The following is a 16444-nucleotide window of genomic DNA, read 5'->3' on the forward strand; positions in this document are numbered from 1 at the left end:
TCCGGGGGGGCGAGCTCTGAAACGAGTTGGCATATATGTTCTTCAGCCAAGTCAGGAGCTGTTCCCCGGCGGAAGCCGGGGCCCAGATGGCACAGCGCTGCTTCGCATGGACCCCGGCTTTCGCCGGGGAACAGTGACTTGTCGAAAATGTGCGGTAGAGCCGGATTCCGACGAGCCATGGTTGCAACCCGTTGGGTCGGCCGCGCTGTCGATGCCCACCCCGCTTCGGCTAGGCAGCGAGCTCGCGAGCCTCGCTGCCCCTCCCGCAAGCAGGCGGGGAAATCGTCCTTGCAAAATCCCTGCCAGATTGACGGTCGCCGCGTCGCTGCGCTAACGCCCCAGCGGGGGCCCGAACGGATCTGACCTGCCTATGACCGACGAATCCACTGCTGCACCTTTGGCCGAAGGCGACCATGGCGTCGCCGAGCATGTCTCGCACGTCCAGCAGGATGCGGCGGCGGGCAACGGGCTCGCGGTCGTGTCGATCGCGAAGAGCTATGACAAGCGCGTCGTGCTGTCCGACGTGTCGCTGTCGGTCGGCAAGGGCGAGGTCGTCGGCCTGCTCGGCCCGAACGGCGCGGGCAAGACGACCTGCTTCTATTCGATCATGGGGCTGGTGAAGCCCGACGCCGGGCGCATCATGCTCGACGGCGCCGACATCACCGAACTGCCGATGTATCGCCGCGCGATCCTGGGCCTCGGCTATCTGCCGCAGGAAACCTCGATCTTTCGCGGCATGACGGTCGAGCAGAATATCGCCGCGGTGCTCGAACTCGCCGAGCCCGACCGGCTGGCGCGCCAGCAGCGGCTCGACGAGCTGCTCGACGAATTCGGGCTGACGCGGCTGCGCGGCGCGTCGGCGATGGCGCTGTCGGGGGGCGAGCGGCGGCGTGCCGAAATCGCGCGCGCGCTGGCGGCGAACCCGTCGATCATGCTGCTCGACGAACCCTTCGCGGGCATCGACCCGATCTCGATCGCCGACATCCGCGACCTCGTCGCCGACCTCAAGACGCGCGGCATCGGGGTGCTGATCACCGACCACAATGTCCGCGAGACGCTCGACCTCGTCGACCGCGCCTGCATCATCTACGACGGCAAGGTGCTGCTCGCGGGATCGCCCGCCGAACTGGTCGCCGACCCCGAGGTGCGCCGCCTGTACCTGGGCGAGGGCTTCTCGCTGTGACGAACTGGAGCTTTTCCAGTGCGGTTTGAGCGGTTTTCAGTTTCCGTTCGCATCGAGCGAAGTCGAAATGTTCCTCGGCCTTGCGCCACGCTGATGGGTGTCTCGACTTCGCTCGACACGAACGGAACAAGAAGCAGATAACCGCCGGTGGCGTTGGGTCCGCGCCTCGATCTCCGCCAGTCGCAATCGCTGGTGATGACGCCGCAGCTCCAGCAGGCGATCAAACTGCTGGCGCTGTCGAACCTCGAACTCGAGGCCTATCTGGCCGAGGCGCTCGAAGGCAATCCGCTGCTCGACACCGCCTCCGCCGATGGCGACGGGGCGGGCGACGAGCGCGGGGAAGAGGCGGGCGAGGCGGCGCCCGAGGCCGCCGGTGAAGGTCCCGACGCCGAACCGACGCTCGCCTCCGACGCGGGCAGCGACCTCGACGTCGATTTCGACGAGCGCTTCCACCACGACAGCGCGAGCGACAGCGTCGGGCTGTCGGGATCGGGCGAGGCCGTCGATTTCGACAGTTTCGCGGGCGCCGAGGGCACGCTCTACGACCATCTGCTCGCGCAGGTCGGCGAGCGCTTCGACGGGATCGAGGCGATGGTCGCCGAACAGATCGTCGCGCTGATCGACGAGGCAGGCTATCTGCGCGCCGATCTTGCCGACCTGGCGCAGCGGCTCGGCGTGCCGCTGGCGCTGGTCGAGGCGGTGCTGGCGGGGGTGCAGGGCTTCGACCCATCGGGCGTCGGCGCGCGCGACCTCGCCGAATGCGTCGCGATCCAGGCGCGCGAGGCCGACCGCTACGACCCCGCGATGGCGACGATGATCGCGCACCTCGACCTGGTGGCAAAGGGCGCCTTTCCGCAGCTCAAGCGCATCTGCGGGGTCGACGACGAGGATCTGGCCGACATGATCCGCGAGCTGCGCGGCTACGACCCCAAGCCGGGGCTGCGCTTCGGCGGCGGCGCGGCGCAGGCGGTCGTCCCCGACCTGTTCGTGCAGCGCACCGCGCAGGGCTGGGCGGTCGAGGTCAACAGCGGCACGCTGCCGCGCCTGCTCGTCAATCGCCGCTATTACAGCGAACTGGCGCGCGGGGCGGCGGCAAAGAGCAAGGCGTGGCTGTCCGAACAGCTCGCGGGCGCCAACTGGCTGGTGCGCGCGCTCGACCAGCGCCAGCGCACGATCGTCAAGGTGGCGAGCGAGATCGTCCGGCAGCAGGAGGGCTTCTTCCTCCACGGCGTCGCGCACATGCGCCCGCTGACGCTGCGGCAGGTCGCCGAGGCGATCGGGATGCACGAATCGACCGTCAGCCGCGTCACCAGCAACAAATATCTGTCGTGCGCGCGCGGCCTGTTCGAGCTGAAATATTTCTTCTCGAGCGGCATCGCGGCGACCGACGGCGACGGCGCGGTGTCGGCCGAGGCGATCAAGAGCCGCATCCGCGCGCTGATCGAGGCCGAGGATGCCAAGGCGATCCTGTCCGACGAGACGATCGCGCAGAAGCTGGCGGCCGAGGGCCACGCGGTCGCGCGGCGCACCGTGGTCAAATATCGCGAGGCGATGGGTTATGGCTCGTCGGTGCAGCGGCGGCGGCAGAAGGCGCTGGCGGGGTAGGATTTGATTCGCGCAGAGGCGCAAAGATCGCAGAGATTCTCGTCATGCCGGACCTGTTTCAGCCTCCATGACCGGGCCTTTCGCCGGACACGATCCCATTTTTTCACGCGAAGACGCGAAGACGCGAAGACGCGAAGAGGCTATGCTTGCCGCGAAGAGGCTTTCTCTTTCAACGTGGCGGCTGACCGCACCGTCCCGAAGAATAAGGGGCCTGTCGGCCCGAGCCTTCTTCTTCGCGCCTTCGCGTGAAATCAATTGGCGCTGCCCTGTCAGGCCGGCACGGGCCAATGGAGGCTGAAACAGGTCCGGCATGACGAGGGCGGCAATCGGCAGCCTTCCTTCTCCGTGGTCTTTGCGCCGCTGCGCGAATCTTTTCCGGGCCGATCGGCGGCGGCGCGGTTGACTTTTCCTGCCCGTCGCCATAGGTGCGCGCCTTCGCGTGACAACGCTCAGACCTTTACGGAAAAGACCATGAAGATTCGCAACAGCCTGAAGTCGCTGAAGGACCGCCATCGGGACAACCGCGTGATTCGTCGCCGCGGCCGGACCTATGTGATCAACAAGACCAACCGCCGCTTCAAGGCGCGCCAGGGCTGACGGCCTTGCCGGGACCACGGGTCCCCGCGCATCTGCGAGCCAGCGTGACGCCGTCGGATGCTTCCGGCGGCGCTTTCGCGTGTCGGGAGCGGCCATGATCCGCCGAAGCGTGATCTTCGACGTCGGCAAGGTGCTGTTCGACTGGGACCTGCGCTACCTGTTCGCCAAGCTGATCGACGACCCGGCCGAGCTCGAATGGTTCGTGACCCACGTCGTCACCGCCGAATGGCATTTCCAGCACGACGCGGGGCGCCCGCTTGCGGAGATGGTGCCCGAGCGCAAGGCCGCATTCCCGGCGCACGGCGCGCTGATCGACGCTTATGCGACGCGCTTTAACGAGACGATCCCGGGGCCGGTGCCCGGCAGCCTCGACCTTGTCGCACGGCTCGACGCGGCGGGGGTGCCGCTGTTCGCGATCACCAATTTCGGGCATGAATTCTGGCAGGCCTTCCGCCCGACGCAGCCGGTGTTCGACCGTTTCCGCGACATTATCGTGTCGGGCACCGAAAGGCTGGTGAAGCCCGACGCGGCGATCTATGCCCTCGCGATCGAGCGATTCGGCATCGACCCGGCGGGCGCGCTGTTCGTCGACGACAATGCCGCCAATGTCGCGGGCGCCGAAGCCGCGGGCATCGCTGCGCATCTGTTCAGCGATGCGGCAGGGCTGGAGGCCGAGTTGGCGGCGCGGGGATTTCTGGCGGAATAATTCCATTTCACGCGAAGCCGCGAAGGCCCGAAGAAATGGCGCCTGCCGCGAAGCGGCCTTCTTTTCCCGGCGTCGCGGTCACCCGCATGCCGTGATGGGAAAAAGGCCTGTCGGCCCGAACCGGCCTCTTCACGCCTTTGCGCCTTCGCGTGAAAATTTCAAAAAGCCCTATTTCTCCACCCCGAGCTGGGTCAGCACGAAGGCATATTCCTCGGCATCCTCGCGCAGCGCGCCCCAGCGGCCCGACTTGCCGGCGTGGCCCGCGCCCATGTTGGTGCGCAGCAGCAGCGGCGCGTCGTTGGTGCGGACGCTGCGCAGCTTCGCGACCCATTTGGCGGGCTCCCAATAGGTGACGCGCGGGTCGTTGAGGCCCGCCGACACCAGCATCGGCGGATAGGCCTTTGCCGTCACATTGTCGTAGGGGCTGTACGACAGCATATAGTCGAACGCCGCCTTGTCGGTGATCGGATTGCCCCATTCGGGCCATTCGCCGGGGGTCAGCGGCAGCGTTTCGTCGACCATCGTGTTGATCACGTCGACGAAGGGCACCCCCGCGAGCACCGCGCCCCACAATTCGGGCGCCTCGTTATACACCGCGCCCATCACCTGCCCGCCCGCCGAGCGGCCCTCGATCGAGATCCTGCCCGCGCTGGTATAGCCTTTCGCGATCAGCCCCTTCGCGACGTCGATGAAGTCGTGGAACGTGTTCTTGCGCCGGTCGGTCTTGCCCGCGAGATACCATGCGCGGCCGAGATCGTCGCCGCCGCGGACATGCGCGATCGCATAGATCATCCCGCGATCGACGAGGCTGAGCCGCGTCGTCGAGAAGCCCGGCGCGACGCGATAGCCGTAGCTGCCGTAGACATAGAGGTGCATCGGCGCGCTGCCGTCGCGCGGCGTGCCCTTCCTGTAGACGAGCGAGGCGGGAATCATCGTCTGCCCGTCGCGCGAGGGCAGGTTAACCCATTCGGTTACATACTGGCTGGCATCATAACCCGAAGGGATTTCCTGCACTTTCAACGTTTCGAGCGTGCCGGCGGTGACGTCATAGTCGTAGACGGTGTCGGGGGTGACCATCGATTCATAATCGATGCGGATCCTGTCCTGATGATATTCGGGATTGTCGCCGAGCCCCGCGACATAGGTCGCCTCCGGAAAGGCGATGCGCCCCGGCGTCAGCGGCGCGTCGTAGCGGCGCACGTCGACCTGATCGAGCCCGTCCTCGCGGCTTTCGAGCACGAAATAGTCGCGGAAGACCGACAGGCCGGTAATGTAGCTGTGGTCCGACCCCGCGATCAGCGTCGTCCATTCGCCGGGCGCCGCGAGGCTGGCGGTCGCGACGCGGAAATTGGGATGGTCGTCGTTGGTCAGGATGTAGAGCGTGCCCTCGCGCTCGTCGACGCTGTACTCGCGGCCCTTCCGGCGCGGCGACACGAGCAGCGGTTTCGCCTCCGGATCGGCGGCGGGGAGCAGATAGACCTCGCTCGTTTCGTTGTCGCCGGTCGCGATGACGATATAATTGTCGGCGGCGGTCTTGCCGATGCCGACGCCGAAGCCGATGTCGGCCTCCTTGTAGAGCAATTTGTCCTCGGCCACCGGGGTGCCCAGCCGGTGCAGATGGACATTGTCGGTGCGCCAGTTCTCGTTGGCGAGGCCATAGAGCAGCGCGTCGCCGCCCGCGGTCCACACCAGCGCCGACAAAGTGCCGGGGATGACGTCGGGCAGCATGGCGCCGGTTTCGAGGTCGCGGAAGCGCACCTCGAAGCGTTCGGAGCCATTGTCGTCGACGGCATAGGCCATCAGGCGGCCGTTCGGGCTGACCGCCATGTCGGAGAGGCGGAAATACTCCTTGCCCGCGGCGAGCGCGACCTCGTCGAGGATCAACTGCGCATCGCCGCCCGTGACGGCGCGGCGGTACCATTTCTTATACTCCGCCCCTTCCTCGAATTCGATCCAGTAGAGCCAGTCGCCGTCCTTCTGCGGCACGCTGGCGTCGGCCTCCTTGATGCGGCCCTTCATTTCCTGGAACAGCGTTTCGACCAGCCCCTCATGCGGCTTCATCGCCGCGTCGAACCAGGCGTTTTCGGCCTTCACATAGGCGAGCACGTCGGGGTCGTCGACCACCGGGTAGCTTTCGTCGCGCAACCAGTGCCACGGGTCGGACAGCGTCGTGCCGTGCAGGGTCAGCGTATGCGGGCGCTGCTCGGCGACGGGCGCGGAGGGCAGGGGGACGGCAGGCTGGGTCAACGCTTTTTCTTCCTCTTCGGCGAAAACGGGAACGGTCCCGACAAGCAGGGTGGCAATTGCCGCCAGAAACGCCCAAATAGCGCGCATCGCAAAAACTCCCGCGGCATCGCCCCGACAGCGGGGATCGGCCGCGATGTAGGAACAAGGAAAGCCATATGTCCAGCGCCGTTCATGCCGACCGCCTCGCCCGCCTGCGCGCCGAGTTGAAGGCGCGCGGCCTCGACGGCTTCGTGGTGCCGATCAGCGACGAGCATATGAGCGAATATGTCGGCGCCTATGCGCAGCGGCTCGCGTGGCTCACCGGCTTCGGCGGCTCGGCGGGCACCGCGGCGGTGCTGCCCGAAAAGGCGGCGATCTTCGTCGACGGTCGCTATACGGTGCAGGTGCGCGACCAGGTCGACGGGACGCTCTACGACTATGTCGGGGTGCCGCAGTCGAGCGTCGCCGAATGGCTGGGCGCCAACGTCGGCGCCGGGCAGCGGATCGGCTATGACCCGTGGCTGCACGGCATCGACTGGGCGCGCGGGCTCGCGCATGCTCTCGCGGCCAAGGGTGCCGAACTGGTCGCGGTCGACAGCAATCCGGTCGATGCGGTGTGGGACGAGCGGCCGGCGCCGAGCGCCGCGCCGGTGACGGTCCACGACACCGCGCTCGCGGGGCAGTCGGCGGCCGACAAGCGCGCGATCATCGCCGACTGGCTGAAGGCGAAGGGACTCGACACGACGGTGATGACCGCGCTCGATTCGATCGCCTGGACCTTCAACATCCGCGGCACCGACGTCACCCATACGCCGGTCGGGCTGGCCTTCGCGCTGCTCCATGCCGACGCGACTGCCGACCTGTTCATCGCGCCCGAGAAGATCACCGAGGCGGTGCGCGCGCATCTGGGCAACAGCGTGCGCATCCACGACCGCGACGCTTTCGAGGCGGCGCTCGCCGAGCTGGCAGGCAAGAAGGTGGCGGTCGATCCCGACCGCGCGGTCGCAGCGATCTTCACCGCGCTCGAAGGCGCGGGCGCGCGGATCGAGCGCCACCGCGACCCGGCGGTGCTGCCCAAGGCGATCAAGAACGACACCGAGCTGGGCGGCACCCGCGCCGCGCATGTCCGCGACGGCGTCGCGGTCGCGCGCTTCCTGAAATGGATGGAGGCGCACGCGCCGCAGGGCGGGCTCGACGAACTGTCCGCCGCGGCGAAGCTGCGCGCCTTTCGCGAGGAGAGCGGCGCGCTGAGGGACCTGTCGTTCGACACCATCTCGGCCGCGGGGCCGAATGGCGCGCTGCCGCATTACAAGGTCGACGAGACGACCAATCGCGCGGTCGAGACCGGCACGCTCTACCTCGTCGATTCGGGCGGGCAATATGCCGACGGCACCACCGACATCACGCGCACGATCGCGATCGGCCGGCCGACCGCCGAGATGCGCCGCCGCTTCACCCAGGTGCTGAAGGGGCATATCGCGCTCGCCACCGCGCGCTTTCCCAAGGGCACGCGCGGCAGCCAGCTCGACATCCTCGCGCGGCAATATCTGTGGGCCGACGGGGTCGATTATGCGCACGGCACCGGGCACGGCGTCGGCGCCTATCTGGCGGTGCACGAGGGACCGCAGCGCATCGCCAAGCCGTCGGGCGGGCAGGCGGGAACCGAGGAACCGCTGCACGCCGGGATGATCCTGTCGAACGAGCCCGGCTATTACAAGGCGGGGCATTTCGGCATCCGCATCGAGAATCTGGTGATCGTCGTGCCGCAGACGATCGCCGGCGCCGAAGAGGAGATGCTGGGGTTCGAGACGATCACCTTCGCCCCGATCGCGCGCGATCTGGTCGAGGGCGCACTGCTTTCGCCCGCCGAGGCCGACTGGCTCGACGCCTATCATGCGCAGGTGCTCGAAAAGCTGGCGCCCGGCATGGACGAGGCCGACCGCGCGTGGCTGGCCGCCGCCTGTGCGCCGATCGACCGCGGCGCCGCGGCGCTCGCCGCCTGAGGCCGCGATGGACCGCGACAACTGGGCCGTCCCGCTCGCCGATTTCCGCGTCCGCGAACGGGTGCGGGTGCGCTATAACGAGATCGACGGGCAGAACAGCGTCTTCAGCGCCATCTATCTGGTCTATGCCGACATCGGGGTGACCGAATATTTCCGCGCGCTGGGCGAAGGCCAGCCCGGTCCCTATTTTCACCAATATGGTACAGATATCCGCGAAACGCATAGCGAGATCGATTATCATGCCCCGGCGCGGCTCGACGATCTGATCACCATCGCGGCGCGGATCAGCCGTTTCGAGCGCACCAGCTTCACGCTGCACTGCGCGATCGCGCGCGACGAAGAGCGGCTTGCCGACATCGAGATCAGCTATGCGCATCTCGACCTCGACAGCGGGCAGGCGACGCCGCTGCCGGGCAGCTTCATCGCCGAGGTCCGCCGGTTCGAGGCGCGGACCCCGCTGCAAGATTAGCCTGTTTTCAAATCTTTAGGGTGCAGGCCGCCGGATTTCTCCCGGCGCTTTCCGGGCGCGGCGGCAGCGCGGCCGCGTCGTCCGGCCCCGCCGTCGCAGGCGATTCGGCGCGAACGAAAAAAAGGGCCGCCCGAGGGCGACCCTTGAAAGTTTTTGGGAGAGGATGCCTAAAAGGCAAGTGTGATATTGCACTGCACAATGATTTGTGCAACTGCGAAATGAGCATCTGTCGTTGCATTTTTTGCAATCGTTCGTGCCGGGGCTTTTGCGGCGCGCATTCGTCCTGCCCCCTCGCAAATCGAGGCGATATCGCCTAGATTGGGACGATGGGAATGTTCAACAATTGGGATGTCGGCGGCGGGCTTGGCGATTTCTGGGCCTATATCCGCGAACCGCGCCCGCATCGCTGGACGATGTGGGGGGTCGCGATCGCGCTGACCTGGGTGATCTTTCACGGCGTCTCGCAATATCTGATCCCCTATGAGAAGCCCGAGCGGCAGATCATCTATTTCGAGAACTGGCAGGCCGACCGCAGCGAGGCCGAGATTCGCGCCGACTGGGTCGCGCGCGCCAAGGAAACGACGCGCGAGAACGCCCGGCGCCGCGCCGAATATCAGAAGCTCGCCGACCTGCTGGGGGTCGATTATGATTCGAGCGAGGCCGACAAGCTGACGCGCGAGACGCTCGGCCAGGAAGCCGACGAGTTGGCGAAGAAGCCCGCGCCGACGCGCTCGACGCTCGCCGAACGTGCGGCGCGCGGGCCTAAACCCGCGACGGCGCCCCGGCCCTAAACCGCCGATGCCGCCCGCCCCGACCGATGCCGACTGGATGGCGGCCGCCGTCGCGCTGTCGCAGCGCGGCCGACCGGCGGCGGCGCCCAATCCCAATGTCGGGTGTCTGATCGTCAGGGACCGGCGGGTCGTCGCGCGCGGCTGGACGCAGCCCGGCGGGCGTCCGCACGCCGAGGCGATGGCGCTGGCGGCGGCGGGCGACGCGGCGCGCGGCGCGACCGCTTACGTCAGCCTCGAACCCTGCGCGCACGCCAGCCCGCGCGGTCCCTGCTGCACCGACGCGCTGATCGCCGCCGGGGTCGCGCGCGTCGTCGTCGCGGCAATCGACCCCGACCCGCGTACCGACGGGCAGGGCATCGCGCGGCTGCGTGCTGCGGGGATCGCGGTCGAGACCGGCGTGCTCGCCGACGCGGCGCGCGCCGCGATGGCGCCGTGGTGGACGCGGCAGACGCGCGGGGCGCCGTTCGTGACGCTGAAGCTCGCGACCTCGCTCGACGGCTGCATCGCGCTCGCCGACGGGTCGAGCCGCTGGATCACCGGGGAGCGTGCGCGCGCGCACGGTCATCTGGAGCGCGCGCGGCACGAGGCGATTCTGGTCGGGCGCGGGACGCTGCTGGCCGACGCGCCGCGCCTCGACGTGCGTCTGCCGGGTCTGGAAGCGCGGAGCCCGAAGAGGCTGCTGCTGACGCGTGGGGCGGTGCCCGAAGGCTGGACGGCGGTCGCTTCGCCCGAATCGGTTGCGGGCGTCGATTCGCTGCTCGTCGAGGGCGGCGCGCGCGCGGCCTCCGCCTTCCTCGCCGCCGACCGCGTCGACCGGCTGCTGCTCTATCGCGCGCCGATCCTGATCGGCGGCGGCAAGGCGGCGCTCGGCGACATCGGCCTGTCCGACCTCGCGGCGGCGCACGGGCGCTGGAGCCTTGTGGACAGCCGCCTGCTTGGCAGCGACCGGCTCGACGTCTACGAGCGCATCAGGAAGGAATGACCGCGCCATGTTCACGGGAATCATCACCGATATCGGCACCATCCGCAGCCGCGAGGACCGCGGCGACGCGCGGCTGGTCATCGGCACCGCCTATGATGTGAGCGGGATCGATCTTGGCGCGTCGATCGCCTGTTCGGGCGCGTGCCTGACCGTGGTGGACAAGGGCGTGGATGACGGCGGCAACGGCCCCGGCGGCTGGTTCGCGGTCGACGCCAGCGCCGAAACGCTGGCCTGCACCGCGCCGGGCATGTGGGACGCGGGCCGCCGCCTGAACCTCGAACGCGCGCTCAAGGTCGGCGACGAGCTGGGCGGGCATATCGTCACCGGCCATGTCGATGCGGTCGGGCGGATCGTATCGGTCGAGCCGGTCGGCGACAGCGTCAAGGTGACGGTGGAGGCGCCCGCGTCGCTGGCGCCGCATATCGCGCCCAAGGGCTCGATCACCCTCGACGGCGTATCGCTTACGGTCAATGAGGTGACCGATCAGGCGGACGGGACCGCGCATTTCACGCTCAACATCATCCCGCACACGCAGGAGATGACGACGCTGAACGAGGCGGCGGCGGGGCGGCCGGTGAACCTCGAGATCGACATCCTCGCGCGCTACCTTGCGCGGATGCAGGCGCGGGGATGAACGCGGGCTTCCGATAAATCTCACGCAAAGGCGCGAAGGCGCAAAGAAGAGCTGCGCCGACGGCTTCGCTTTCGGATAATCTCACACAAAGACACAAAGAGGGCGGGCATAGCCGTGGCGTCGCCCTTGATCATTGAACGGCCGGACTTTGTCCGGCCAATCTCCAATGAGCTGCCTCTTGCCCAGGAACGTGCAACGCAGCCGCGCACGCCCTCTTTGTGTCTTTGTGTGAGATTCTTCTTTCTTTGCGCCTTCGCGCCTTTGCGTGAGATTATCCGGGCTCCGCCCTCACCTCTCGACCCACCCCGCCGCCAGTTCGGGGTCCGCCATGATCATCGAGCGGCGCATTGCGAGGCGGCCGATGCGCAGCAGTTCGGCCTTGCGGCGCGCCGGGGCGAGCGTGCAGCGCGCCGCTTCGCGCACCACCGCCGCGCCGTAGCGGTCGGCGACGATCAGCCCGGAGGTTTCGGGGCGATAGGCCGCGGTGTCGAGGATCGCGGGGTCGAGCCCCGCGGCGAGCGCCCAGTAGAAATGGTCGCACCAGTCGCAATAGTCGGGCCACTTGCCGTCGCCGTGCAGGTCGGCGCGGCTGACCTTGATCTCGACGATGGTGATATGCCCGCGCGCGTCGATCGCGGTGAGGTCGGTGCGGCGGCCGTTGGGCAGCGGTACCTCCGGAATCGCGACCAGCCCCGCCTGAGCGAACAGCCGGCAGACGCCGCGTGCGACGTCGGGAGCGGTCAGGGGCGGTGCGAAATCGAGGCCCGCCATGGCGAAGCCTGCTTTCCTCTATAGTCGATCAGAACGGAACATCGTCGTCGAGGTCGTCGTCGAAGGGCGGGCGTCCGCCACCGCCGCCGCCGCCCGAGGCGCCGCCGCCCTGGTTCCAGCCGCCGCCGCCGGAAGAACCGCCGCCGCCGCCCTGTCCCCAGCTGTCGCCCGAACCCGATCCGCCGCCGCCCCAGTCACCGCCGCCGCGCGATCCGCCGCCGCCGGGGGCGCCGTCGAGCATCGTCAGCGCGCCGCCCATGCCGGCGATCACCACCTCGGTCGTATAGCGGTCGTTGCCGTCGCGGTCCTGCCACTTGCGGGTGCGCAGCGACCCCTCGACATAGACCTTGCTGCCCTTCTTCAGATAGCGCTCGACGACGCCGACCAGCCCGTCGCCGTTGATGACGACATTGTGCCATTCGGTGCGCTCCTTGCGCTCGCCGGTCATCCGGTCCTTCCAGCTTTCGGAGGTGGCGATGCGGATATTGGCGATCCGGCCGCCGTTCTGGAACGACTTGATTTCGGGATCGGCGCCCAGATTGCCGATCAGGATAACCTTGTTGACGCTGCCTGCCATCGCCGCTCCGCTCCGCTTTCCAAGTTGGGGGATCAGCCGAGTCCGAAGGCGACGGCCGTCCAATAGGTGATACCAGCAGCGGCATAGGCGAGCGCGAACAAATAGCCAACCATGAACAGCGGCCATTTCCATCCGTTGGTCTCTCGCCGCGTGATCGCGATGGTCGAGATGCACTGCGGCGCGAAGACGAACCAGGCGAGGAAGGCGAGCGCGGTGGCGAGGCTCCAGCGCCCCTGGAGGCGCTCGCCGAGCGACTGGGCGACGGCTTCCTCGTCGTCGTCGGCGTCGATCGCATTGGCGGTCGCCATCGCCGACACCGCGACCTCGCGCGCCGCCATCGCCGGGATCAGCGCGAGCGCGATGTCGTGGTTGAAGCCGATCGGCCGCACCGCGACCTCCAGCCCGCTGGCGATGCGGCCCGCGATGCTGTAGTCGACCTGGCGCACGTCGCTGTCCGCCGGCGCCTGCGGAAAGGTGAGCAGCAGCCACAGCACGACGGTGGTCATCGCGATGATCGTGCCGGCACGGCGCAGGAAGATCCACGCGCGCTGCCACAGCCCGATCGCGACGTCGCGCAGCCGCGGCCATTGATAGCGCGGCATCTCCATCATGAAGCCCGCCGCGCTGCCGCGCACGACGGTGCGGCGCAGCACGAAGGCGACGACGAGCGCGCCGACGATCCCCGCGACATAGAGGCCGAACAGCACCAGCCCCTGCATCCCGATCGGCGTCCCCGCGACGCCCCGGTTCGGGATGAAGACGCCGATGATCAGCGTGTAGACGGGCAGGCGCGCCGAACAGGTCATCAGCGGCGCGATGAGGATCGTCGTCAGCCGGTCCTTCTCGTCCGAGATCGACCGCGTCGCCATGATTCCGGGCACCGCGCAGGCGAAGCTCGACAGCAGCGGGATGAAACCGCGCCCCGACAGGCCGACCTTCGCCATCAGCCCGTCCATCAGGAAGGCGGCGCGGGTCATGTAGCCCGACGCCTCGAGCAGCAGGATGAAGAGGAAGAGGATCAGAATCTGCGGCAGGAAGACGACGACCGCGCCGACGCCGGCGAGCAGCCCCTCGACGATCAGTCCGCGCACGAAGCCGTCGGGAAGCGCGGCGGTCGCCGCGCCCTGCAAGGCGGCGATGCCGTCCTCGATCCAGCCGATCGGCGCTTCGGACCAGGCATAGACCGCCTGGAACATCACGAACATCAGCGCGAGCAGGATCAGGAAGCCCGCGACCGGATGGAGGATGATCGCATCGATGCGCTGCGTCCAGCGGCGCACCGGCGTTTCGGCGAGGATCGCGGCGCGCGCGAGCGCGCGGGCGCGCTGGTGGAGCGCGGCGTCGGACGGCGCCGCGGCCGGCGGCTGCGGCTCGCCCTGCGCGCGGCCCGCCTGCACCGCGGCATCGACCGCGGCGAGCAGCTCGGCGATTCCGCGCCGCCGCACCGCGACGGTCGGCACCACCGGCACGCCCAGCTCGCGCGCCAGCCGGTCGGGATCGAGCGTCAGCCCGTCGCGCTCGGCAAGGTCGACCATGTTGAGCGCGATCACGGTCGGCAGGCCGAGCGCGATCAGTTCGAGCGCGAAGCAGAGATGGTTGTCGAGGTTGGCGGCGTCGACGACGACGATCAGCGCGTCGGGGCGCGTCTCGCCCGCCTGGCGGCCGAGCACGACGTCGCGCGTCACCGCCTCGTCGGGGCTGGACGGGGTCAGGCTGTAGCTGCCCGGCAGGTCGACCAGCGCCAGCGGTCGGCCGTCGGCGAAGCTGGCGTGGCCCGCCTTGCGCTCGACGGTGACGCCGGGATAGTTGGCGATCTTCTGCCGCGCGCCGGTCAGCGCGTTGAACAGGCTCGACTTGCCGGCGTTGGGATTGCCGACCAGCGCGACGGTGGGGAGCGGGCCGGTCATGGTGTCGTCGGTTCGACCTCGATCGCCGCGGCCTGCTTGCCGCGGATGATGACCTTCATCCGCCCGATGGTCAGCGCGAGCGGTTCGCGCGAGAACAGGCTGCCGCGGTGCATCGGCACCACCTCGCAGCCCTCCATCAGCCCGAATTCGCGCAGCCGGCGTCCTTCGTCGTGCGTCATCGACGTCCAGTCGATGCGCGCGATGCGCACCGCGGTGCCGAGCGGAGAGGAATCGAGCTTCGCAAGCATTGCGAGCGATTATCAATAACCCCGGGGGAAGGCCAGCCCTTTGTTGGGTGCGGTCAGCGCCCCGGGTAGCGCAGGCGGCCGACGAAGCGGGCGAGGCTCGGGCGTTCGGTGCCGCGTGCGGCGCGGCGGTGCTTCCAGCCCTCGAAGCGCATCACCTGATCGATACGGCGCGCAAGGAAGGCGCGCGTGTCGGCGAAATCCTCGCTCTCGTCGTTCAGCGCCACCGCCATCGTCGCGGCATAGACGCCCGCGAGGATCGTGCGCTTGCTGTAATGGTTGAAATCGGTCGCGGTGTCGCCCGCGAGCCGCCACATCAGGTCGGCGGCGCGCCAGCCGAGCCGGGCCGCGAAGCGTGCGTTGGTCGGCAGCGCGAGCAGCGCCAGCGCGCGGCGCAGCGATTCGCGATCCGGCGCGATCAGCGCGAGGCGCGTTTCGACGAGCGTCGTGATCCGTTGACGGATCTTGAGCGTCGCCAGCGCCTCGGGCGGGCAGCGTTCGGCCATCGCGGCGTCGATCGTGGCGAACCAGGCGTCGACCATGTCGCGGCCGCCGCCGGGAAAGGCGAGCCGCGCCACGTCCGGATCGACGCCCGCGCGCGTCGCGGCATCGGCGAGCGCGGCGTCGCCGAAGCCGTCGAACGCGGCATTGCGTGCGATCAGCGGGGCGAGCGCGGCGCGAATCTCGTCAAGCGTCGGGTCGGCGGGCAGGGCGGCGGACGGGGACTGGACCATGACCATCAGATAGGCGCCATACGGCGGCTCGGCAACCGAATCAGCACCAGCGCGGCGCCGACGAGCATGCCGCCGAACAGGTCGATCGGCCCCAGCCGCTCGCCGAACATCAGCCAGCCGGCGAGCGCCGCCACCGCGGGCTGGACGAGCAGGGTCAGCCCGATCACCAGCGGCGTGAAGCGCGGCAGCGACCAGATCATCAGGCCCTGTCCGACGATCTGGCTGGTCAGCGCGAGCAGGATCAGCGGCGTCCAGTCGCCCGGCATCACCGGTTCGCCGAGCGCGAGCGCGACCGCGAGGAGCAACGGCACGCACACCGCCGACGCGATGGTGAGCGCGGTCCACGGCTCCAGCGTGCCGCGCACCTGCTTCATCAGGATGACGTAGCCGGTGTAGAGCATCCCGGCGAGCAGGCTGAGCAGGTCGCCGGCGAGATAGGCGGGCGACAGCTCGTAGCTCTGTCCCATCAGCAGCGCCGAGCCGGCGAAGGCGAGCAGGATCGCCAGCGCCTGCCAGCCGCGCGGCAGCTCGCGGGTCAGGAAAATGCCCCACAGGACGAGCAGCAGGCTCGCGCAATTGCCGAACAGCGTCGCGTTGGCGATCTTGGTATTGAGGATGCCGACATGCCAGGCGGCGAGGTCGAGCGCGAAGAAGATACCCGCCGCGGCGGCCACCGCGACCGCACGGCGGGGCGGGATGCGCCCGCCCGACTCGCGCCACGCGAAAAGCAGCAGCAGCGGCAGCGCGAGCGTCATCCGCCAGAAGGCCGAGGCGGTCGGGCCGACGTCGTCGGCGAGCCGCACCAGCATCGCGCCGAGCGACAGCGCGATATTGCCGCCGAGCAGCGCGGCGAAGGCCCAGCGGTTCGCCCGCGCCTTCGCCTGCCCGCTGCCGTCGCCGCTGTCCATCTTCGCTGTCATTTAGATTTTCTTTTGCTACCTAGCATTGTGCCGGCACCGGAGCGTCCATAGCTTCGCTGCCCATAGCGGCGGCCATCGGGGCCGTCGCGCAGAA

Annotated in this window: 16 protein-coding genes; 9 read left to right on the plus strand and 7 right to left on the minus strand. The window is 68.6% G+C overall.

From position 1 onward, the window contains the following. The first annotated feature begins 370 nt into the window (after nucleotides 1–370). The 4 genes from lptB to C3E99_RS18260 all read left to right on the plus strand — a co-directional run bounded on the left by lptB (nucleotide 371) and on the right by C3E99_RS18260 (nucleotide 4091). Nucleotides 371–1183 carry an LPS export ABC transporter ATP-binding protein gene (lptB, locus tag C3E99_RS18245; protein ID WP_076073422.1) on the plus strand — a complete coding sequence of 271 codons (813 nt, stop codon included), beginning with the start codon at nucleotides 371–373 and terminating at the stop codon, nucleotides 1181–1183. A gap of 147 nt (nucleotides 1184–1330) precedes the next feature. Then, entirely contained in the window at nucleotides 1331–2788 is a 1458-nt protein-coding gene (gene rpoN / locus C3E99_RS18250; RefSeq protein ID WP_076073423.1) for an RNA polymerase factor sigma-54, read from the plus strand. A gap of 471 nt (nucleotides 2789–3259) precedes the next feature. Further along, nucleotides 3260–3385 carry a type B 50S ribosomal protein L36 gene (ykgO, locus tag C3E99_RS18255; protein ID WP_003046794.1) on the plus strand — a complete coding sequence of 42 codons (126 nt, stop codon included), beginning with the start codon at nucleotides 3260–3262 and terminating at the stop codon, nucleotides 3383–3385. A gap of 94 nt (nucleotides 3386–3479) precedes the next feature. Beyond that, nucleotides 3480–4091 (plus strand): HAD-IA family hydrolase, encoded by a 612-nt coding sequence (locus C3E99_RS18260; RefSeq protein WP_076073424.1) that lies wholly within the window; start codon nucleotides 3480–3482, stop codon nucleotides 4089–4091. Nucleotides 4092–4259: 168 nt separating this feature from the next. Here the strand turns inward: C3E99_RS18260 and C3E99_RS18265 are convergent, their stop codons facing one another. Next, entirely contained in the window at nucleotides 4260–6338 is a 2079-nt protein-coding gene (locus tag C3E99_RS18265; RefSeq protein ID WP_076077418.1) for a S9 family peptidase, read from the minus strand. A 155-nt stretch (nucleotides 6339–6493) separates the two neighbouring features. Between C3E99_RS18265 and C3E99_RS18270 the strand changes: the two genes are divergently transcribed. From C3E99_RS18270 to C3E99_RS18290, 5 genes are all read left to right on the plus strand, one after another. Then, nucleotides 6494–8320, plus strand: coding sequence for an aminopeptidase P family protein (locus C3E99_RS18270; protein WP_076073425.1), 1827 nt, complete (start codon nucleotides 6494–6496; stop codon nucleotides 8318–8320). Nucleotides 8321–8327: 7 nt separating this feature from the next. Continuing rightward, nucleotides 8328–8789 carry an acyl-CoA thioesterase gene (locus C3E99_RS18275; protein WP_067112894.1) on the plus strand — a complete coding sequence of 154 codons (462 nt, stop codon included), beginning with the start codon at nucleotides 8328–8330 and terminating at the stop codon, nucleotides 8787–8789. Between the two features lie 332 nt (nucleotides 8790–9121). Next, nucleotides 9122–9580: a hypothetical protein gene (locus tag C3E99_RS18280; RefSeq protein ID WP_104960213.1), complete on the plus strand. Its 459-nt coding sequence runs from the start codon at nucleotides 9122–9124 to the stop codon at nucleotides 9578–9580. Between the two features lie 37 nt (nucleotides 9581–9617). Continuing rightward, nucleotides 9618–10562, plus strand: coding sequence for a bifunctional diaminohydroxyphosphoribosylaminopyrimidine deaminase/5-amino-6-(5-phosphoribosylamino)uracil reductase RibD (gene ribD, locus C3E99_RS18285; protein ID WP_104960427.1), 945 nt, complete (start codon nucleotides 9618–9620; stop codon nucleotides 10560–10562). A gap of 7 nt (nucleotides 10563–10569) precedes the next feature. Beyond that, a complete protein-coding gene (locus C3E99_RS18290) occupies nucleotides 10570–11196 on the plus strand; it encodes a riboflavin synthase (RefSeq protein ID WP_076073428.1) in 627 nt (208 codons plus the stop codon). Between the two features lie 288 nt (nucleotides 11197–11484). On the opposite strand, the gene C3E99_RS18295 is transcribed toward C3E99_RS18290, so the two are convergent. The 6 genes from C3E99_RS18295 to C3E99_RS18320 are packed head-to-tail and all read right to left on the minus strand — an operon-like array spanning nucleotide 11485 to nucleotide 16350. Beyond that, nucleotides 11485–11967 carry an MmcB family DNA repair protein gene (locus C3E99_RS18295; protein ID WP_076073429.1) on the minus strand — a complete coding sequence of 161 codons (483 nt, stop codon included), beginning with the start codon at nucleotides 11965–11967 and terminating at the stop codon, nucleotides 11485–11487. Between the two features lie 28 nt (nucleotides 11968–11995). Next, entirely contained in the window at nucleotides 11996–12544 is a 549-nt protein-coding gene (ssb, locus tag C3E99_RS18300; RefSeq protein WP_104960214.1) for a single-stranded DNA-binding protein, read from the minus strand. Nucleotides 12545–12576: 32 nt separating this feature from the next. Further along, a complete protein-coding gene (feoB, locus tag C3E99_RS18305; RefSeq protein ID WP_076073431.1) occupies nucleotides 12577–14451 on the minus strand; it encodes a ferrous iron transporter B in 1875 nt (624 codons plus the stop codon). After that, nucleotides 14448–14699, minus strand: a complete 252-nt coding sequence (locus C3E99_RS18310; protein WP_067111673.1) for a FeoA family protein — start codon at nucleotides 14697–14699, stop codon at nucleotides 14448–14450. The genes feoB and C3E99_RS18310 overlap by 4 nt, the downstream gene beginning before the upstream one ends. Nucleotides 14700–14752: 53 nt before the next feature. Continuing rightward, the gene (locus C3E99_RS18315) at nucleotides 14753–15436 is read right to left on the minus strand and encodes a COQ9 family protein (protein WP_076073432.1); all 684 of its coding nucleotides are present in this window, start codon (nucleotides 15434–15436) and stop codon (nucleotides 14753–14755) included. Beyond that, complete coding sequence (locus C3E99_RS18320; protein WP_083674930.1) at nucleotides 15436–16350, minus strand: DMT family transporter; 915 nt, start codon at nucleotides 16348–16350, stop codon at nucleotides 15436–15438. The genes C3E99_RS18315 and C3E99_RS18320 overlap by 1 nt, the downstream gene beginning before the upstream one ends. Nucleotides 16351–16444: the final 94 nt, after the last annotated feature.

The sequence above is a fragment of the Sphingopyxis sp. MG genome (genome assembly GCF_002953155.1).
Classification (GTDB): domain Bacteria; phylum Pseudomonadota; class Alphaproteobacteria; order Sphingomonadales; family Sphingomonadaceae; genus Sphingopyxis; species Sphingopyxis granuli.

What these genes read in the sequence shown, in the direction of transcription:
- lptB (WP_076073422.1), top strand. Translation starts at nt 371, where the DNA reads ATGACCGACGAATCCACTGCTGCACCTTTGGCCGAAGGCGACCATGGC.
- ykgO (WP_003046794.1), top strand. Translation starts at nt 3,260, where the DNA reads ATGAAGATTCGCAACAGCCTGAAGTCGCTGAAGGACCGCCATCGGGAC.
- C3E99_RS18260 (WP_076073424.1), top strand. Translation starts at nt 3,480, where the DNA reads ATGATCCGCCGAAGCGTGATCTTCGACGTCGGCAAGGTGCTGTTCGAC.
- C3E99_RS18270 (WP_076073425.1), top strand. Translation starts at nt 6,494, where the DNA reads ATGTCCAGCGCCGTTCATGCCGACCGCCTCGCCCGCCTGCGCGCCGAG.
- C3E99_RS18275 (WP_067112894.1), top strand. Translation starts at nt 8,328, where the DNA reads ATGGACCGCGACAACTGGGCCGTCCCGCTCGCCGATTTCCGCGTCCGC.
- C3E99_RS18280 (WP_104960213.1), top strand. Translation starts at nt 9,122, where the DNA reads ATGTTCAACAATTGGGATGTCGGCGGCGGGCTTGGCGATTTCTGGGCC.
- ribD (WP_104960427.1), top strand. Translation starts at nt 9,618, where the DNA reads ATGGCGGCCGCCGTCGCGCTGTCGCAGCGCGGCCGACCGGCGGCGGCG.
- C3E99_RS18290 (WP_076073428.1), top strand. Translation starts at nt 10,570, where the DNA reads ATGTTCACGGGAATCATCACCGATATCGGCACCATCCGCAGCCGCGAG.
- C3E99_RS18295 (WP_076073429.1), bottom strand. Translation starts at nt 11,967, where the DNA reads ATGGCGGGCCTCGATTTCGCACCGCCCCTGACCGCTCCCGACGTCGCA.
- ssb (WP_104960214.1), bottom strand. Translation starts at nt 12,544, where the DNA reads ATGGCAGGCAGCGTCAACAAGGTTATCCTGATCGGCAATCTGGGCGCC.
- feoB (WP_076073431.1), bottom strand. Translation starts at nt 14,451, where the DNA reads ATGACCGGCCCGCTCCCCACCGTCGCGCTGGTCGGCAATCCCAACGCC.
- C3E99_RS18310 (WP_067111673.1), bottom strand. Translation starts at nt 14,699, where the DNA reads ATGCTTGCGAAGCTCGATTCCTCTCCGCTCGGCACCGCGGTGCGCATC.
- C3E99_RS18315 (WP_076073432.1), bottom strand. Translation starts at nt 15,436, where the DNA reads ATGGTCATGGTCCAGTCCCCGTCCGCCGCCCTGCCCGCCGACCCGACG.
- C3E99_RS18320 (WP_083674930.1), bottom strand. Translation starts at nt 16,350, where the DNA reads ATGACAGCGAAGATGGACAGCGGCGACGGCAGCGGGCAGGCGAAGGCG.